At 67.2% G+C, this 17853-nt stretch carries 13 protein-coding genes and 2 pseudogenes; 5 read left to right on the top strand and 10 right to left on the bottom strand.

What is annotated here, in order from left to right:
- Positions 1 to 161: 161 nt before the first annotated feature.
- The 6 genes from GGR61_RS19470 to GGR61_RS19445 all read right to left on the bottom strand — a co-directional run bounded on the left by GGR61_RS19470 (position 162) and on the right by GGR61_RS19445 (position 5359).
- Positions 162 to 569 carry a hypothetical protein gene (locus GGR61_RS19470; RefSeq protein WP_184623462.1) on the bottom strand — a complete coding sequence of 136 codons (408 nt, stop codon included), beginning with the start codon at positions 567 to 569 and terminating at the stop codon, positions 162 to 164.
- A 165-nt stretch (positions 570 to 734) separates the two neighbouring features.
- Positions 735 to 1586 carry a formyltetrahydrofolate deformylase gene (purU, locus tag GGR61_RS19465; protein ID WP_184409358.1) on the bottom strand — a complete coding sequence of 284 codons (852 nt, stop codon included), beginning with the start codon at positions 1584 to 1586 and terminating at the stop codon, positions 735 to 737.
- Between the two features lie 218 nt (positions 1587 to 1804).
- Positions 1805 to 2197, bottom strand: coding sequence for an XVIPCD domain-containing protein (locus GGR61_RS19460; RefSeq protein ID WP_184623460.1), 393 nt, complete (start codon positions 2195 to 2197; stop codon positions 1805 to 1807).
- Positions 2198 to 2403: 206 nt separating this feature from the next.
- Positions 2404 to 3279 (bottom strand): NAD(P)-dependent oxidoreductase, encoded by an 876-nt coding sequence (locus GGR61_RS19455; protein WP_184623459.1) that lies wholly within the window; start codon positions 3277 to 3279, stop codon positions 2404 to 2406.
- A 37-nt stretch (positions 3280 to 3316) separates the two neighbouring features.
- Positions 3317 to 4447 (bottom strand): NADH:flavin oxidoreductase/NADH oxidase, encoded by a 1131-nt coding sequence (locus tag GGR61_RS19450; RefSeq protein WP_184623457.1) that lies wholly within the window; start codon positions 4445 to 4447, stop codon positions 3317 to 3319.
- Positions 4448 to 4495: 48 nt separating this feature from the next.
- Positions 4496 to 5359 carry an NAD-dependent protein deacetylase gene (locus GGR61_RS19445; RefSeq protein WP_184623455.1) on the bottom strand — a complete coding sequence of 288 codons (864 nt, stop codon included), beginning with the start codon at positions 5357 to 5359 and terminating at the stop codon, positions 4496 to 4498.
- A 216-nt stretch (positions 5360 to 5575) separates the two neighbouring features.
- Between GGR61_RS19445 and GGR61_RS19440 the strand changes: the two genes are divergently transcribed.
- Entirely contained in the window at positions 5576 to 6358 is a 783-nt protein-coding gene (locus GGR61_RS19440; protein ID WP_326520273.1) for a response regulator transcription factor, read from the top strand.
- Here the strand turns inward: GGR61_RS19440 and GGR61_RS19435 are convergent.
- On the bottom strand, positions 6321 to 7649 hold the full coding sequence (locus tag GGR61_RS19435; RefSeq protein ID WP_326520644.1) for an ATP-binding protein: 1329 nt from the start codon (positions 7647 to 7649) through the stop codon (positions 6321 to 6323). The genes GGR61_RS19440 and GGR61_RS19435 overlap by 38 nt on opposite strands.
- 181 nt (positions 7650 to 7830) lie before the next feature.
- Here GGR61_RS19435 and GGR61_RS19430 point away from each other — a divergent pair, with 181 nt between their 5' ends.
- From GGR61_RS19430 to GGR61_RS19415, 4 genes are all read left to right on the top strand, one after another.
- Positions 7831 to 10155 carry a YadA-like family protein gene (locus tag GGR61_RS19430; RefSeq protein WP_184623453.1) on the top strand — a complete coding sequence of 775 codons (2325 nt, stop codon included), beginning with the start codon at positions 7831 to 7833 and terminating at the stop codon, positions 10153 to 10155.
- 56 nt (positions 10156 to 10211) lie between these two features.
- The gene (locus GGR61_RS19425; RefSeq protein WP_184623451.1) at positions 10212 to 12164 is read left to right on the top strand and encodes a S8 family serine peptidase; all 1953 of its coding nucleotides are present in this window, start codon (positions 10212 to 10214) and stop codon (positions 12162 to 12164) included.
- A 299-nt stretch (positions 12165 to 12463) separates the two neighbouring features.
- Positions 12464 to 14917: a TonB-dependent receptor gene (locus GGR61_RS19420; RefSeq protein WP_260289043.1), complete on the top strand. Its 2454-nt coding sequence runs from the start codon at positions 12464 to 12466 to the stop codon at positions 14915 to 14917.
- Between the two features lie 104 nt (positions 14918 to 15021).
- A complete protein-coding gene (locus tag GGR61_RS19415) occupies positions 15022 to 16032 on the top strand; it encodes a nuclease (RefSeq protein ID WP_184623447.1) in 1011 nt (336 codons plus the stop codon).
- 127 nt (positions 16033 to 16159) lie between these two features.
- On the opposite strand, the pseudogene GGR61_RS19410 reads toward GGR61_RS19415, so the two are convergent.
- The 3 genes and pseudogenes from GGR61_RS19410 to GGR61_RS19400 form a co-directional block, all read right to left on the bottom strand.
- Positions 16160 to 16330: pseudogene (locus GGR61_RS19410) on the bottom strand (alpha/beta hydrolase); the annotation flags it as partial.
- A pseudogene (locus GGR61_RS19405) lies at positions 16324 to 16551 on the bottom strand (VOC family protein); the annotation flags it as partial. The pseudogenes GGR61_RS19410 and GGR61_RS19405, both read right to left, overlap by 7 nt.
- Complete coding sequence (locus tag GGR61_RS19400) at positions 16551 to 17840, bottom strand: MFS transporter (RefSeq protein WP_184623443.1); 1290 nt, start codon at positions 17838 to 17840, stop codon at positions 16551 to 16553. The pseudogene GGR61_RS19405 and the gene GGR61_RS19400, both read right to left, overlap by 1 nt.
- Positions 17841 to 17853 lie beyond the last annotated feature (13 nt).

Here is a 17853-nt window from a genome sequence, read left to right as displayed (position 1 = left end):
CTCTTTCGCTGGTTACCGACCTGCCGAGCCAGAGTATGGCGGCGTTCGGTGCTGGTGGTGGAATCAAATCGTGCCGGAAACACGCTATCGGTGATCGGCGTTAGGTCAATCGTTATCGCTGCGGCACAGAAGCACCCTTGCCTCCCTGAGATGCTGCACTTCTATGTCCCAGTGAATTCCTTGGACAGCGCGGTCGCGAGCGTCGGTGGCATCGAACACATCTTGCCGTTGAACCCATCGTAATCGTCAATACTCGATGCCTTCCACGGAGTGCGACCGTCTTTGCCATTGAAGTAGATCAGCACTCGCAGATCCATGTCGTCGGACTGGTGGGTGGAAGGCTGGCAAGGGAGATCGACCAGTGAGCGAACACGCGCTAGCCGTGCGTTGTCCGTGATGTGGAAAGTACTGTCGGCAGAGGTGACCATCAACTGTTCGGTCAACCGCATGATCGAGGTGGCCTCGAACGGCCTGAAATAGATGTCAGCCGACTGCGGACGCTTGGCCGCGTTGCAGAGAGGAACGCAGATGCAAAGCGCGGCAGTCGTCGCAAGACGGATTCTCTTCACGTTGCATCCTCTTGTCCTGTCGGGTGTCGAGCTGCGTAGCGCCGGCACAGTCTTCGGACCGCGTTCGCCCAGGTACTGATCGTGTAATCACGGGGACCGGCGGACATCGTGCCTGCGGTGCAACGGCAGACTGACCGCACGCGGCGGCCCACAGGAACCACTGTCCTAGCGAAACACCACCGTGCGGTGCCCGTTGAGCACGATGCGATGTTCGACATGGCGACGTACCGCGCGCGCCAGCACCAGCGACTCGGTGTCGCTGCCCAGGCGCACCAGGTCGCGCGGGGTCATGGCGTGGTCCACGCGGGCGACGTCCTGTTCGATGATCGGGCCTTCGTCCAGGTCCTCGGTGACGTAATGCGCGGTGGCGCCGATGATCTTGACGCCGCGCGCGTGCGCCTGGTGGTACGGCTGCGCACCCTTGAAGCTGGGCAGGAAGCTGTGATGGATATTGATCGCGCGCCCGGCCAACGCGCGGCACAGGCCGGGCGAAAGAATCTGCATGTAGCGCGCCAGCACCACCAGATCGATGCGCAGGTCGTCGACCAAGGCGAGCAGCTGTGCTTCCTGTTCGGCGCGCGTGTCTGCGCTCACCGGCAGATGATGGAAATCGATGCCATAGGACGCGGCAAGTGGTGCGAAATCGGCGTGGTTGGAGACCACTGCGGCAATATCCACCGGCAGTTGCCGGCTATGGGTGCGGAACAAAAGATCGTTGAGGCAATGACCCTGCTTGCTCACCAGCACCAGCAGCCGCGCGCGGCGACGCGCATCGTGCAACTGCCATTCCATCTGGAACGTGGTGGCCAACACCGAAAACTGCTGCTCCAGGCTGGCGATGTCGGTTGCCGGCGGCTTGTCGAAATGCACGCGCAAGAAGAAGCGGCCGCTTTCGTCGTCGCCGAACTGCTGGGCATCGAGGATGTTGCAGGCAAGATCGAACAGCAGCCCGGTCACGCGGTACACGATACCGGTGCGGTCGGGGCAGGACAGCGTGAGAATGTAGTCGGAGCGCATCGGCGCAATGATAGCCAATGCGTGACACCGCTGGCGCAGTGCTTGCGTCGGTAACTTTTACGCTGCGACGCGGTGCAACCGTTGGGCCAGCTGCACTGCAGGTTCGCGTGATGGCACTGTACCCGCTGTGCGTACGAATCGGCCGATCAGCGCATCACAAGTGTTGCGCTGGTGGCATGCATCGCAAAACGCGATGCGCATGCCACTCCCGATGAAGATCAACGCGGCGGCAGGCGCAGCATCAGCCGACGATTGATCTCCTCCAGTTGCGCCATCGAGGTCTCCACCGAGGTTTCCATCGCTTCCTGGGTGGTGATGTGCGCACGCAGATGCGCGGGGTCGGCCAGTTCGCCGCGCACCAGAAACACGTTTTCGCCCACCTCGCCGAGGTGCCGGCTGAGCACCACGTAGTCCACCTGGTCGAAGCCATGCTGCTTGGCCAGCGGCAGCAGGCGCGCGGCCATGCGGACGCTGGCCTCGTCGGTGGATTTGTTCAACTCGGCATCGAGCGCGGCCACCGCTTCGCGGATCTGCGCGAACAGATAGTGGTCCGGGTGCTCGGGATGGTCCGGACCCACCGGGCCCTGGTTGACGACCGGTTCGGCGGTCATCGTGTGCCACCGGCGCAGGTCAGCGCGCGCGGTGTGCGCTCGGTCGAACCAAGCGTGATATGCAGGTGTCGCATCGCATCCTCCCTGGAGCGGCGGCTGTAACGAGCCAGCATTTTAGAGGGTCTGCTGCATGCTGAGGTGAGCAAGACGTACCGCGCTGCGCTTTCAAGCGAAGCGCGCCATGCACTCGCGCCTGCGCGTGGCGATCAGGCCTGCCCTGCCCGCCGCGCCGCCACCTCGGCCAGCACGGCCCAGTCGGCGTTGCCGTCGCCGTGGGCGATGGCATCGTCCAGGTGGGCGCGCAGCAATTCGCCCAAGGGCATCGGCACCTGTTTGTCGGCGCCGGCCTGGATGGCCAGGTCCACATCCTTGCGCCCCAGCGTGGCGGTGAAGCCGGCCGGTGTGTATTGGCGCTGCATGATGAGCTTGCCGTAGCCCTGGTACGCGGGTGCGGCGAACAAGGTGGTGGTAAGCATGCCCAGGAACTGGGTGGCGTCCACGCCGTGCCCGCGCGCCAGCGCGCTGGCCTCGGCCATGGCGCCGATGGCGCTGGCAAGGCAGAAGTTGGCCGCCAGTTTCACCGCGTTGGCCTGCTCCGGGGCATTGCCGATGTGCCAGGTCTTTTGACCCAGCACATCGAACATCGGCTGTACCCTCTCCAGCGCGGCAGCGTCGCCGGCAGCCAGGATATTGAGCTTGCCGGCCTCGGCCACGTCGACGCGGCCTAGCACCGGTGCGGCAACGTAGGCGATGCCGCGCTCGGCGTGCAGTGCGGTCAACTCGTGCGCCAGCGCCACCGAGATGGTGGCCATGTTGACGTGCACGCTGCCTGCCGGCAGTGCGTCCAGGACGCCGCCATCCAGCACGGTCTGACGGACCGCGGTGTCGTCGGCCAGCATCGAGAACAGCAGCGGGCCGTGTGCGGCGCCCACCGCCGCATCCACCACCGTTGCCCCGGCATCACGCAAGGGGTGCGCGCGTTCTGGCGAACGGTTCCAGACGCTCACCTCGAAGCCGCCGCGCAGCAGGTTGTGCGCCATCGGCAGGCCCATCGTGCCCAGCCCCAGAAATCCTATCGGCATGCGTTGTCCTTGTTCGGTATGAGGTCAGTGGTGTGGGTCAGCTGGCGAAGACGCCACGCGCCTCGCGCGGCTCGCAACGCAGGTATTGCGGGGCCGGCGTGACCGATGCACCCAGCGCGGCGGCGGCATGCCACGGCCAGCGTGGGTCGTACAGGATGCCGCGTGCGAGCGCGATTGCATCGGCCTGGCCGTCCTGCACGATCGCCTCGGCCTGCGCCGGCTCGGTGATCAGTCCCACGCCGATCACCGGCGTGGCGACCTGCGCCTTGATCTGCTGCGCAAACGGAATCTGATAGCCCGCCTGCACCGGAATCTGCTGGCGCGGATCCAGCCCGCCGCTGGAGACATGGATGTAATGCGCGCCACGTGCATCCAGCGCCTTGGACAACACGATGCTTTGTGCGAGATCCCAACCACCCTCCACCCAATCGGTGGCGGAGATACGCACGCCGATGGCGATGCGCTCGGACACCGCCGCACGCACCGCGTCGAAGATGCGCAGGGTCAGCCGCATGCGGTTTTCCAGCGAACCGCCATACGCATCGCTACGCCGATTGCTCAGCGGCGACAGGAACTGATGCATCAGATAGCCATGTGCGGCATGCAGCTCGATCAGGTCCAGGCCCAGGCGTTCGGCGCGCTGTGCCGCGTCGACAAATGCCTGCACCACCACATCGATGCCGGCATCGTCCAATGCGTGCGGTAATGGCTGACCGTCATGGAACGCCAGCGCCGATGCAGATACGGTCTGCCAGCCATGCGCGTGATCCGGTGCGATCGCCTCGCCGCCTTTCCACGGCAGATCGGTGGAGGCCTTGCGCCCGGCGTGCGCCAGTTGAATGCCGATCGGCATCGGCGACCAACGCCGGACCGAGTCCAGCACCTCGCCCAGCGCCTGCTCGGTGGCATCGTCGTACAAGCCAAGGTCGGCGTAGGAGATGCGCCCCTGCGGCTGCACCGCGGCCGCCTCCAGAATCAGCAACCCTGCGCCGGATTGCGACAGCGTGCCCAGGTGGATGCGGTGCCAGTCGCTGGCGCGCCCGTCCTGTGCGGAGTACTGGCACATCGGGGCGATGACGATCCGGTTGGCGAGCGCAAGCGGACCGAAACGGATGGGAGAGAACAACTGGCTCAAGGGGGCATCCACACGTGATACGGGGACGCCCATTGCACTGCGCCGCGCGCGTGGACACAACCGCTGCGATGGATCACTGCGTCATGCAGAGCGCGCATTGCGCTCGTTGACGCTGCCTGCACGCGGCGGGTCGGGTGGCACATGCAGAAACGCCAACGCCTGCGCGCACGACTGCTCCACCTTCAGGCTGAGCAAGTCGTCGGCGCGGGTGCGCCCGAAATTGAGTGCGGCAATCGGCAACCCGTTGCGCGCGGCCGTCTGCACAAAACGGAAACCCGAATACACCATCAACGACGAACCCACCACCAACACCGCATCGGCCGCCTGCAGATGCGCAAATGCACGCTCCACGCGCTCGCGCGGCACGTTCTCGCCGAAGAACACCACATCCGGCTTGAGCACGCCGCCGCACACCGGACACGGCGGCACCACGAAACGGTCGAAGGCCACATCGTCCAGATCCGCATCGCCGTCGGGCGCCTGCGCGGCGTCCAGGTCAGCCCAGCCGGGGTTGGCCTGTTCGAGCAACAGCTGGAATTCGCTGCGTGGCATGCGCCGCTCGCAGCCCATGCAACGCACCACATCGAGCCGGCCATGCAGATCGATCACCGCCTGACTGCCGGCGGCCTGATGCAGACGGTCCACGTTCTGCGTCAGCAGCACTTCCAGCTGGCCGCGTGCTTCCAGTGCCGCCAGTGCATGATGCGTCGCGTTGGGCTGCGCCAATCCGAAACGCGGCCAACCGACCAGGCTGCGCGCCCAATAGCGCTGACGCGTGGACACCTCGCCCATGAACGCCTGGAAGGTCACCGGCTGCGGACGCTTCCAGCCGCCGTGCAGATCGCGGTAATCGGGGATACCCGAATCGGTGCTGCAACCGGCGCCAGTGAGCACGAACAGGCGCCGATGGCGCTGCACGAAATCGCTGAGCATCGAATCGGACATGCGTGCAACACCTCAATCTGGGGAACGCGCCGGATCATCGCACGCATGCCGGCAACGTACTGCGTGTTGCGGCCTCGACCGCATTGAAAGCCCCGGGAAAACTGGCTACTGTCGGGTTGTCGCAGAAGCGAATCCATGTCGCGTGCGACGCACCATGCGCGACCACCCGCGCAACGCGTTACATCGGAACGCCGACATGCATCCGTTATTCACATCGTGAGCAACCCCTCTCGCCCGGACGATGTTTTCCCGGTCCGCTCCGCGCGGGCGGCGTTGCGGGTGGCGTTGCTGGAAGACGACGACGTGCTGCGCGAGCGCGTGCTGCTGCCAGGACTGCAACGCCACGGTTTCGAGGTGATGCCGTTGCGCACCATCGGCGCGTTGCATGCGTTGTTGCAGACCACCAGCGTCGAGTTGATCGTGCTGGATATCGGCCTGCCCGATGGCGATGGCTTTACCTTGACCCAGCAGTTGCAGGCGATGCGCCCGGCGCTGGGCATCGTGATCCTGAGCGGACGCGGCGACCAACCCGACCGGCTGCGCGGCCTGAGCCAGGGCGCGGATGCGTACCTGGTCAAGCCGGTGGAGATCGAGATGCTGGCTGCCACGTTGTTCAGCGTGGCACGGCGGCTGACGCGAGGGCCGGCCAGCACATCGGTCGAGCCTACCCGTAGCGCCCACGCTACCTGGCAGTTGCAGGACGACGGTTGGTGCCTGTTCGCCCCGGATGGCAGCGCCGTGCCGCTGACCGGCTCCGAACGCCTGGTGGTGCAATGCCTGTGGCAGTCGTCCGGGCGGCTGGTCACCCGCAGCGCGCTGCTGACCACGCTCGGCGGGAGCCTGGGCATGGAAGTCGATCCGCATCGGCTGGACGCGCTGCTGCACCGGTTGCGACAGAAGGTGCTCGAACGCAGCGGAGTGGCGCTGCCGCTGACGTCGGTGCGCGGCGCCGGTTACCTGCTCATGCCGCAGATGCAGGCACCAACGGCAGACGCATGACGAACTGCGTGCCGGCGCCGGGCACGCTGTCCACGCTGAGCACCCCGCCGGCGTGCAGCGCCAGCTCGTGCGCCACCGCCAGGCCCAGACCGGTGCCCTTGCCGACCGGCTTGGTGGTGAAGAACGGCTCGAAGACCTGCGCCAGCACCTCCGCCGGCATGCCGTGGCCGGTATCGGCCAGGGCGATGCAGACCGTGGCGTGCTGCCGCGCCACCTGCACGGTGAACGTGCCGCCGCCGGGCATGGCGTCGCGTGCGTTGGCGGCGAAGTTGAGCATGACCAGCTCGAACTGACTGCGATCCAGAAACACCGGCACCGGCTCTGCGCAGGCGTGCAGCCGCAATTGCACCTGCGCGCCGAGCAACTGGGCCAGCATCGGTGCAATCGCCTGCACCGCATCTGCCGCATCGAAGCCGGTCGGCATGGCCAGGTCGCGCCGGCTGAAGCTCAGCAGTTTGCGGCTGATGGTGGTGCCGCGCTGCGCGGCCAGGGCGATACCCTCCAGCGCCTGCGCCATCGCCACCGCATCGCGCGGCGGATCGAAGTCCAGTTCGTACAGACGATGACGCTGCTCGGCATAGCCCAGGATCGCGCCGAGGATATTGTTGAAGTCGTGCGACACGCCACTGGCCAGATGGCCCACCGATTCGATCTTCTGCAGATGCAGTACCCGTTGCTGCGCCTGTTCGCGCTCACGGATTTCTACCTGCAGGCGCGCCGCGGTCCGTCGCGCGCGATGCAGGCTTTCGCGCAGCGCGGTCACGGTACGGTCCAGCACCAGAGTGACCATCAGGTAGCTCATCACCAGCGAGGGCAGGTTCTGAAACGGGCGCTGCCCGTCCTGCGGGTTGCGCCCCCACGGACTGGCCATGCCCAGCAGAAACACCAGCGCGATGCACGCATAGACACGCCACAGCGCGCGCCGCCCGATCACCAGCGCCGCCAGCGTCAGCAACAGCATCGGGAACGGATCGAAGGCCTGCAGCTGATACCCGAAGGCCAGATTGGCGCTCACCGACGAGCACAGCACCACCGCGATGAAGAGGCCGATCGCCGGCTTCAGCGCGCCCTGGCGAATGCGCCAGATGCCGTACCAGGCCGCCAGGGTGATTGCCGCATCGGTGCCCAGGTCCACCGCCAGCTGCACGGCGCTCATCTGCAGCCTGGCGTTGAGCAGGATGTACAGCTTGTTGAGCGGAATTTCCACGCCCAGATACAGCAGCAACAGCTGCAGCGCCGGTGCGTTGCGCAGATCCACCGGGTCGCGCAGCGGCACCCGTCGCAACCACACCGCCGCACTGCGCCAGCGGCGCCGTAGCCAGCCTAGTGGCCACAGTCGAACAAGGTGCCCCGGCAGTCGCATGCGGTGAGTCTAGCGTGAGACACGCAGAAGTCTTCGCGCATTGATCGACGAAAACCCGGCTGACTTAATCGGGGATAAATCCCCCGACGCATCTGCCCAGGTATCCCCTATGTCTTCGTCACGTCTGCTGCCGGCGCCACGCTCGCGCCTTGCCGTTCGCATCTTTCCGCAGTTGTCTTACAGCCTGTTGACCACCGGCCTGTTGCTGGCCCTGGCCAGCGGGGCCGCGTTTGCACAGACGACCCCGACGTCTGCATCTGCGTTACCGTCTGCAGCACCCGCCGACGACACCACCGCAACCGCGCCAACCGACTCCACCGAGTCGACCGACGCCCAGGCGTCCACCGACAACGCGATGCCGCTGTCGGGGCAGGCGGCCGAACACTACTTCCAGGCCGAAGGGCTCAACGACGGCAGCGACAGTGCCGCCGCCGCCGGACAGCGCGCGGTGGCGATGGGCGCGCGCGCCGATGCGAGCGGTGGATTCTCGGTGGCGGTTGGCCACCACAGCACTGCATCGGCGGATGCCGCCATCGCCATGGGCGACGGCGCGCTGGCCAGCGGCATCTCGTCCATCGCCATCGGCGGCAGCTTTTTCGGCAGCGGCTTTTCCGATGCACAGGGCGCCACCAGCACCGGCTTCGGTGCCCTGGCGGTGGGCACCTACGCGCAGGCCAGCGGCGCCACGTCCGCCGCCCTGGGCTGGGCGTCCGAGGCCAGCGGCGGCAGTGCGGTGGCTGTCGGCAACTCGACCACTGCCCGTGGGCAGTACGCCACCGCGTTGGGCAGTTTCGCCGTTGCCGATGCCGAGCAGTCACTGGCCTCCGGCTATGCGGCCAGCGCCAGCAACATCGGCGCGATCAGCCAGGGCGCTTTCAGTTCGGCATCGGGCTTCTTCAGCGTCGCCATCGGCTACGGTGCCGCCGCCGCCGGCGATGGCGGTATCGCCATCGGCGATGCCGCCTCGGCCGCCGGGCAACAAAGCGTGGCCATCGGCGCCAGCAACGCCAGCATTCCCGCACAAGCCAATGGCCTCGGCAGCACCACCGTCGGTTCGGGTGCATGGTCGCTGTCGGACTACGGCACCGCACTGGGCTTCGATAGCCATGCCGATGCCGAAATGAGCATCGCCATCGGTGCGCACGCCATCGCCGCCAGCCTTAGCAGCGTGTCCCTCGGCGACAGCGCATTCGCCGAGGGCGATTACGCGCTGGCGCTGGGATCGATCGCCAGCGCCAACGGCAGCGGTGCGGCGGCGCTGGGCAGTGGCGCCACCGCGTTGGGCGACACCACGTTGGCAGTGGGGTTCAACGCGTCGGCGCTGGCGTCCAACAGCGTCGCGCTGGGCGCCGGTTCCTCCGCCGAGCGCGCCAACAGTGTGGCGTTCGGCAGCCAAGGCGCCGAGCGCCAGCTGACCCATGTGGCGGCCGGCACTGCGGCCACCGATGCGGTCAACGTCTCGCAGTTGCAGAGCATCGCCACCGCGCTCGGCGCCGGCTCGGTGCTCGACAACGGTGTGCTGGTCGGCGGCACCTATGTGATCCAGGGCACCAGCTACGCCAGCGTCGGCGCGGCGATGACCGCCCTGGACCAGGCACTGGACGGGGTGGACCACACCGGCGCAAGCGGCGGGACGATCGCGGTGGGCGGCGGCGGCGATGCGCAGATCGGCGTCGGCACCAACGCGGTGGCGATCGGCTCCAATGCCACCGCCAATGGCGAAAACGGCATGGCCGTGGGAACCCGCGCGCTGGCCTACGGCCCCAACGACACCGCACTGGGCGCCAATGCCCGCGTCAATGCCGACGGCAGCACCGCCGTGGGCGCCAACACCAGCATCACCGCCACCGCCACCAATGCGGTGGCGCTGGGCGAAAGCGCCAGCGTCAGCGCCGCCTCGGGAACCGCCATCGGCCAGGGCGCGACGGTGACCGCCGACAACGCGGTGGCGCTGGGCCGCGCTGCCGTGGCCAACCGCGCCAATACGGTGTCGGTGGGCAGTGCCGGCGCGGAGCGCCAGGTGGTCAACGTCGCCGCCGGCACGGCCGCGACCGATGCGGTGAACGTGCAGCAGATGCAGGCCGCAGACGCCGCGTCGGTGGCCACTGCCAACGCCTATACCGACAACCGCATCGACAGCTGGGACACCAACCTGAGCGCATTGCGCGACGACACCGACCGCCGCTTCCATCACCTGGACCAGCGTATCGACCGCATGGGCGCGATCAGCGGTGCGTATGCCGGCATGGCGACCAACACCGCCGGCCTGTCCGGCGCCAACCGGGTCGGCGTCGGCGTCGGCTCGCAGGGCGGCGAAAGCGCGCTGGCGGTCGGCTATCAGCGTGTACTCGGCAACCGCGCCAGCGTGTCCATCGGCGGCGCATTCGCCGGCAACGAAAAAAGTGTGTCGGCCGGCGCCGGCTTCAGCTGGTGAGCCGTCTGCCCGCCCTCGCCTGCCTGCTCCCATCGACTTCTTCCAGAGACCTCCTCATGTCGACCTCTCGTTCGTTTCTCGCACCGACGCTGCTGGCGTTGTCGCTGAGCCTGGCGCTGCCCGCCGCCGATGCGCAATCGGCGCCCCCGTCATTGTCGGTACTCACCACTGGCACCCAATCGCGTCTTTACGACGGCCTGATCGTCACCTACCGCGACGGCAGCACCGAACGCGGCGACGCCAACGCAGCGGCCACCCGGCTAAGCACCATCATGGCCGCGCCCGCCACCCGCACGCAGTGGTCCAGCCATTACCGCCAGAGCGCGCCCAACCTGCAGCGGGTGCGCCGGCTGGCGATCGGCGCCGACCTGGTGCGTCCCAACCGTCGCCTCAGCGATGCCCAGCTCGACAGCGTGATGCAGGCCCTGAAAGCCGATCCGTCGGTGGCGCACGTCGAACCCAACCTGCTGCTGCAGCCGATCCGCAGTACCGCCAAAGCCACCGTCAGCGCAGTGGCGACGCCGAACGACCCGGGCTTCGAAGTGCAATGGCATCTGCGTGCGCCCGATGGTCATCTGGAAACGCTGGCACCGGACACCGCCAGCTATGCCAACCACGGCGGTATCGATCTGCTGCCGGCCTGGCAGTACGGCGATGGCGACGGCATCGTGGTGGCGGTGATCGACACCGGCATCACCCGGCACCCGGATCTGGACCTGTCGCTGGCCGATGCCGGCTACGACTTCACCAGCAACGCCCTGATCTCCGGTCGCGCCACCGATGGCCGGGTGGCCGGCGGCTGGGACACCGGCGACTGGACCAGCGACGACAAGTACCTGGCCAGCAATGGCGGCTGCGCGCGGCCAGGCCAGCAGTCCGACAGTTCCTGGCACGGTACCCACGTGGCCGGCACCATTGCGCTGCTGAGCAACAACAATGTCGGCATGGTGGGCATCGCGCCCAAGGCCCGGATCCTGCCGATCCGCGCGCTGGGCCATTGCGGCGGCACCACCGCCGACATCGCCGACGCCATTGTCTGGGCCTCCGGCGGCAGTGTCGCCGGCGTGCCGGACAATCCCAATCCGGCCGAGGTCATCAATATGAGCCTGGGCGGCTCCGGCATCTGCAGCAGCGACACCATCACCGCCCAGGCCATTGCAGCGGCGATCGCGCGCGGCACCACCGTGGTGGTGGCCGCCGGCAACGACGGTGTCGATGCGGCCAACTCCACACCTGCCAGTTGCCCCGGCGTGCTCAACGTGGCGGCCACCGGCATCACCGGCAAGCGTGCGTTCTATTCCAGCTACGGCAACAGCGTAACCCTGGCGGCCCCGGGCGGCGGCGTGTACCCGGACGACGCCGCGAGCGGCACCGCAGTACGCACCGGGCTGGTCTGGTCCAGCCTCAATCGGGGCACCCACGGACCCGGCGAGCCCAGCTATGCCGGCTACTCCGGCACCTCGATGGCCTCGCCCCACGTGGCCGGCGTCGCGGCGCTGGCCATCAGCGCAGCGATCGCGCACCACCTGCCGGTGCCGACACCGGCCAAACTGCGCGAGATTCTGACCCAGACCTCGATCCCCTTTCCGGTCAAGCCCACGCTGCGCATCGGTGCCGGCATTCTCAATGCCAATGCCGCCGTGGCGCGCGCGGCCGGCGTCACCAGCGGCGGCGGCGAGGACCAGGCGGTGTTGCTCAGCCGTGGCGCGACCGTCACCGCCGTAAGCGCCGCCGCCGGCGAAGGCCCGCTGTACCGGCTGGACGTGCCGGCCAATGCACGCAACCTGCAGCTCCGCACGCTGTCCGGCCGTGGTCAGGTCAAGCTGTACGTGCGCGCCACCCGCGCGCCCAGCGCCAACGGCAGCGATGCCGACTACAGCTCGACACGACCCGGCACCACCCAGAGCGTCCAGCTCGCAGTGCCGGCCACCGACAGCTACTTCATCCGCGTGATCGGCGGCACCGGCGGCTACAGCAACCTGACGCTGATGGCGAACTACACGCTGTAGTCCGCCTGACGAGGTGCGTGATGGCGCGCCCGGGCGCATCGGTATCGACAGTCCCAGGTGCGTCGCGGCGGGCACCAAGCAGGCCCGGCCGCCTAAAAACGGGGTTCGCATCACAGATTGAGGCGCCGGATCGCCGATTTTGTGTGATCCGGCGCACACGCAACGTGCTGGAAACATCGCGCCGCGACAGTGGGCAGCTCCCCCGCTGCCCCCAACTCGCCATGCCCTACACACACCTCCGGACGCGCTCCGGAGTGCGTCGTGCCGTGTCGCGTCGCCCACTCGCCCTCGTGCTGGCCATGGCCCTGGCCACCCCCGCATTCGCGCAGGAAACCGGCGCGCCCTCCACGCCGGCCACGCGCAAGAGCGAGGACGGCATCTTCTCGCTGGACCGCATGATCGTCACCGGTGCCGGCCAGGCCCAGAACCAGTTCGACGCCTCGTATGCGATCACCGCGCTGACCGCCGAGCAGATCGACAAGCTGGCCCCGCTCAACCTCGCCAGCCTGATCGGCTCCATGCCAGGCATCTATGCCGAATCCACTGGCGGCGAAGTGCAGAACGTCTACCGCATTCGCGGCATTCCCGACGAAGGCGCGTTTGCGGTGATCCAGGAAGACGGCATCAGCCCCTACCCGGACAACAACGGCTATTTCTACAAGACCGAAGGCCTGGTGCGCCCGGACCTGATGGTCGAATCGGTGGAAACCGTGCGCGGCGGGCCGTCGCCGATCTTTGCCTCCAATGCGGCGGCCATCGTCAATTTCGTCACCCGCCAGGGTGGCGACACGCCCGAAGGCGCGGTGCGCACCACCGTGGGCGACACCGGGCTGTACCGGCTCGATGGCTACTGGTCGGGCAAGCTGGCGCAGGATTGGTATCTGGCCGCCGGCGGCTTCGTGCGCCGCAACGACGGCTACCGCGATGTGGGCTTCCCGGCCGACGAGGGCGGGCAGTTCCGCATGAACCTCACGCACACGCTGGACCACGGCAAGATCACCTTCACCGCCAAGCATCTGGACGACAAGAACGCGTTCTACATGCCGATCCCGCTGTACGACCCGCGCGACACCACGCGCTCGCTGGACCCGTTGATCGACCGCTTCACCGGCACCTTGAGCACCGCGCAACTCAAACGCGCCAGCATCGTGTCCAGCGATGCCGACGGCGCACCGCAACGCGAGCTGCGCGACCTGTCCGATGGCCGCCACATGAAGTTCAACCATCTGGGCGCCAACCTGGATATGGCCTTCGACAACGGCTGGAGCCTGTCGAACAAGGCCATCGTCAATCGCCTGGACATGACCTTCGACGCGCTGTATTCCAGCAATGCGCCGCAGGATGCCAACGCGTATGCCAATAGCCGCCGCGCTGCCGCCAGCGCCGCGTTTCCCGGCCTGGCGTCGCTGGGCTACGTCTACACCGACGACGGCAGCCGCTTTGATCCGGCCAGCACCGATGGCCTGGTGATCCAGGGCCAGTACCGCGCCATGAACGTGCGCGCCGATTCGTTCGCCGACGATCTGCGCCTGCACCGCAGCTTCGATTGGGGCGGCGACACCCATGACATCACGTTGGGCATCTACGGTGCCTATTACGCGCGCTCCTACAATTCGCGTTACCAGAGCTATCTGTTCGAGATGCGCCAGAACCCGCGCACCATCGACCTGCTCGGCTACGACGCGGCCGGCAACGTGGTCGGCGGGGTGACCAAGGACGGCGTGGTGATCTACGGCGCCGACCGCACCCAGGGCAAGGCCTACACCAGCATGCTGGCGCCTTACATCGCCGACACCTGGCAGGTGACCGACAAGCTGCGCCTGGAAGGCGGCGTGCGTCACGAGCGCTACCGCTATCGCGCCTGGAGCATGGCGCGCAGCACCGGCAACCTGGGCATGGCCGACACCCTGGCCGACGATGCCGCGCGCCTGTTCACCGGTGCCCGCGCACACACCGCGCTGGACGTGGGCGTGACCAACTGGACGGCCGGTTTCAACTACGACATCAACCCGACGGTCGGCCTCTACGGCCGCGCCTCGCGGGCGCACCGCGCGCCCAGCGAAGGCGCCAACGAAGGCAACGTCAACATCCCCACCGCCGACCAGTTCGAGCTCGGCACCAAGCTCAACTTCGACACCCTGGACGTGTTCGCCACCGCCTTCTACACCAAGTACGACCCGTACAACATCGGCACCAGCGCGGTGAACCCGCAAACCGGCGCGGCCGAATCCAAGGACTACCGCGGCAGCGTCACCAACCCCGGCATCGAACTGGCGGCGGTGTGGACACCAGCGCAATGGCTGCGTTTCGATGCGAACCTGACTTACAACGACACCAAGGTGTCCGATCTGACCGAAGTGGTGGCCAACGGTGCAGTGGCGGTGGTCGATGTGGACGGCAACATGCCCAACCGCCAGCCAAAGGTGTACGGCAATGCGGGGCCGACGGTGTTCTTCACCACCGGCAAGCTCGATTGGGAAACCTCGTTGCGCTACGCCTATGTGGGCAAGCGCTACGCCGACCTGGAAAACACCACCGAGCTGGCCGCCTACGACACGCTTGCGGCGAACGTTCTGGTACGCAGCGGGCCGTGGGATGTGCAGCTGTCGGTGGACAATCTGACCAACACGTTTGCGCTGACCGAAGGCAACCCACGCACCGACACCATCTCCGGCCAGGGCACGCGCGAGCCGATCTACGGCCGCCCGATCTACGAGCGCAATTCGCGGCTGGTGGTGACTTACCACTTCTGAGTACGCCGACGTTGATGCGCCGCATCGTCCGGTGTCGGCGCGCGGCCTTTCTCGATGCATCGCCTGCAGCGTGGCGCACCCGCTGCAGGCCACAAAGGATTCCGATGACGCCTTCCCGTCTTGCCTATGCGCTACTGCTCGCAGCCGCGGTGTGTTCCGGCGATGCCGCCGCCTGGGGCCAGCGCGCGCATGCCGCCATCGACAGCGCCGCCGTGCAGGCCCTGCCCGACGATGGCCCGGTCTTCCTCAAGCAGTACGTACAAGTGATTGCCGACGGTGCCACATTGCCGGACGGATGGCGCAGCGAAAGCGAGCCGTTTCTCAAGATCGAAGAAGACCCCAACCATGGCTGGTTCCGCGAGCAGTTCGCCTTCATGCAGCACCCGCCGCGCTCGCGCTACGCCTTCGTGCTGGCGCTGTACGACGAGCAGCGACGCATCGCCAGGCGCGACCCGCAACTGGCCGAGCGCATGAACGTGCGCTGGGCCGGCACCTTGCCGTACGCAGCCACCGAGGGGTACGAACGCATCGTCGCCACCATGCGGCAACTGCGCACGTTGCGCGCCAAGGGCCAGGACACCCGCGAACTGGAACGTATCTGCGCGTTCTACGTCAGCTGGTTTGCGCACTACATCGGCGATGGCGCGCAGCCGCAGCACGACAGCATCCACCACGATGGCTGGCAGGGGCCAAACCCGAACGGCTACAGCACCGACCCGAAGGTGCATGGCAAGTTCGAGAGCGACTACGTCGAGAACATTGCGCTGACTCCCCAAGACCTGCTGACCCGCATGCCGGCCCTGGCGCATCAGCAGGGCGATGTGTTCGAGCAGATCCTGGGCTTTCTCGCCATCGGCACCGGCCGCGTCGAACAGGTGTATCGCCTGGAAAAAGCCGGCGCCTTCGACGATGCCTCCAGCACCGATGGCCGCGCGATGGTCTATCTCACCGCCGGCGACGGCGCGGCGATGTTGCGCGATCTGCTGGTGCGCGCATGGCGCGAAAGCGCGCTGCATCCGGGCAAATCGACGCTGCCGCGCAGCATGGACCCGAGCCATCCGCAGTACGACCCGGCGACCGGATCTGCGCCTGCCGGCACGTCGCCGACCGTGTGACCGACCTTGGCGACAGCGGTGCGCAGCGATCGGCGTGCCGACGTGCGCGTCGGCCAACCGATGCTGCGCCTGTCGGCACGACGGCGCAGCGGACCGCGCAAGAAACCGGGTGTGGCATCACGTGGCCTCAGTGGACCGCATTGACCTGCGCGACAAAGCGCAGCAGATCCTGATCGAAGCGCCCGCTGTCTTCCAACAAATGGGCGTGCCCGGCGCTGGGATACAGCACGGTCTGGGCCCACGGCAACAGCTGCCGTGCACGCGCCAGCGTCGGCTCGGTGGTCACCGGTGCGTCGCGTGCACAACCGCGATTGCCGGGCCGGGCGTGGGTCGCTGCGCTTTGGGTTCGAACTCGCGGCCGGCCGCATGCAGATTGCTCTTCTGCTGGCCGAACGCCAACGCGCGGCGGCCTTCGCCGAAGGTAACTACCTGCATGCCAAGCACGCGCGCGTAGAAATTGCAGGGGGCGTCCAGGTCGGACACGGTCAGTACCAGATGATCGAGTCGGTCGATCTGCATCATTCGCCTCGCGCAGGATGCGGCGCAAACCGGCCATAGGGACGTGCATCGTCGGCACGTTGGCGCAGCACGTACGCCGCCGCAAAGGCCAGTATCAACAGCGTCAGGCACATGCCGACCAACGCGCCCCAGCCGCCGTGTTGCCAGAACCAGCCGCCGAGCGCGCCGATCACGCTGGAGCCGGCGTAATACGCCAGCAGATACAGCGACGCGGCATGGCTGCGATGCGCGCCACCGAGCCGGCTCACCCACGCGCTGGCGGCCGAATGCGCGATGAAGAACCCGATCGTCAACAACACGATGCCGGCCACCACCAATGCCAGCGCATGCGCCAAGGTCAGCGCCACGCCGAGCACGCACAACCCGATGCCGGTCGTGACCACCGGCCCGCGCCCGAACCGGTCCGACGCCGCACCGGCCACCGACGAACTGACGATGCCGAACACATAGGCGCTGAAGATCATGCCGATCTGGCTCTGGCTCAAGCCGAATTCCGGCCCGCCCAGGCGAAAACCGGCGTAGTTGTACAGGCACACGAACACGCCCATCAACAGGAACGGCAGCGCGAACAGAAACGGCAGATTACGATCGCGCAGATGCCCGGCCCAGGCGCGCAGATGGAAGCGCAGATTGATGCCGTGCCGACGCACGAAGTTGCGCGACGGCGGCAGCAACCAGAAGAACGCCAGCGCACACAGCAGGTCGAACACGCTCAACACCGCCAATGCGGTGCGCCAATCGTAGTGGTCGGTCAGCACGCTCATCACGATGCGCCCGCTCATGCCGCCGAACGCATTGCCGGCCACGTACAAGCCGGTGGCCGCGCCCATCTTGTTGGCCGGCAATTCTTCGCCCAGATACACCATCGCCACCGCCGGCACCCCGCCCAGCGCGATGCCGGACAAGGTGCGCACCACGACCAGGGCGCCCCAGTGCGGCAGGAACGCGGCGATCAGGTTGAGCACCGCCGCGATTGCGATCGAGACGAACATCAGCCCGCGCCGGCCGAGGTTTTCCGACACTGCGCCAGCGCAGAAGATCGCCAGTGCCAGCGCACCGGTGGCCAGCGACAACGGCAGCGAGGCGGTGGCTGCGTCCACGTTGAAGGCGCGCGCGAATTCCGGCAGCACCGGCTGCACGCTGTACAGCAGCGAGAAGGTGGCAAAACCGGCCAGGAACAACGCAAACCGGATACGCCCGCTGGCGGGCGCATCGGTTGCCGGTGCATCGGTTGCCAGGCTGGCGGCAGTGTCCGGCAATGGGCCGGTGCGGCGATCGGGAGCGGACACGGGCGCAACATCG

The organism is Xanthomonas sp. 3058, assembly GCF_014199765.1.
In the GTDB taxonomy this organism is placed as follows: domain Bacteria; phylum Pseudomonadota; class Gammaproteobacteria; order Xanthomonadales; family Xanthomonadaceae; genus Xanthomonas; species Xanthomonas campestris_B.
This window is presented reverse-complemented; position numbering and strand designations above follow the sequence as displayed.

Coding starts and splice junctions, on each gene's coding strand:
- purU (WP_184409358.1), bottom strand. CDS start 1,586: ATGCGCTCCGACTACATTCTCACGCTGTCCTGCCCCGACCGCACCGGT.
- GGR61_RS19460 (WP_184623460.1), bottom strand. CDS start 2,197: ATGACCGCCGAACCGGTCGTCAACCAGGGCCCGGTGGGTCCGGACCAT.
- GGR61_RS19455 (WP_184623459.1), bottom strand. CDS start 3,279: ATGCCGATAGGATTTCTGGGGCTGGGCACGATGGGCCTGCCGATGGCG.
- GGR61_RS19450 (WP_184623457.1), bottom strand. CDS start 4,447: ATGGGCGTCCCCGTATCACGTGTGGATGCCCCCTTGAGCCAGTTGTTC.
- GGR61_RS19445 (WP_184623455.1), bottom strand. CDS start 5,359: ATGTCCGATTCGATGCTCAGCGATTTCGTGCAGCGCCATCGGCGCCTG.
- GGR61_RS19430 (WP_184623453.1), top strand. CDS start 7,831: ATGTCTTCGTCACGTCTGCTGCCGGCGCCACGCTCGCGCCTTGCCGTT.
- GGR61_RS19425 (WP_184623451.1), top strand. CDS start 10,212: ATGTCGACCTCTCGTTCGTTTCTCGCACCGACGCTGCTGGCGTTGTCG.
- GGR61_RS19420 (WP_260289043.1), top strand. CDS start 12,464: ATGGCCCTGGCCACCCCCGCATTCGCGCAGGAAACCGGCGCGCCCTCC.
- GGR61_RS19415 (WP_184623447.1), top strand. CDS start 15,022: ATGACGCCTTCCCGTCTTGCCTATGCGCTACTGCTCGCAGCCGCGGTG.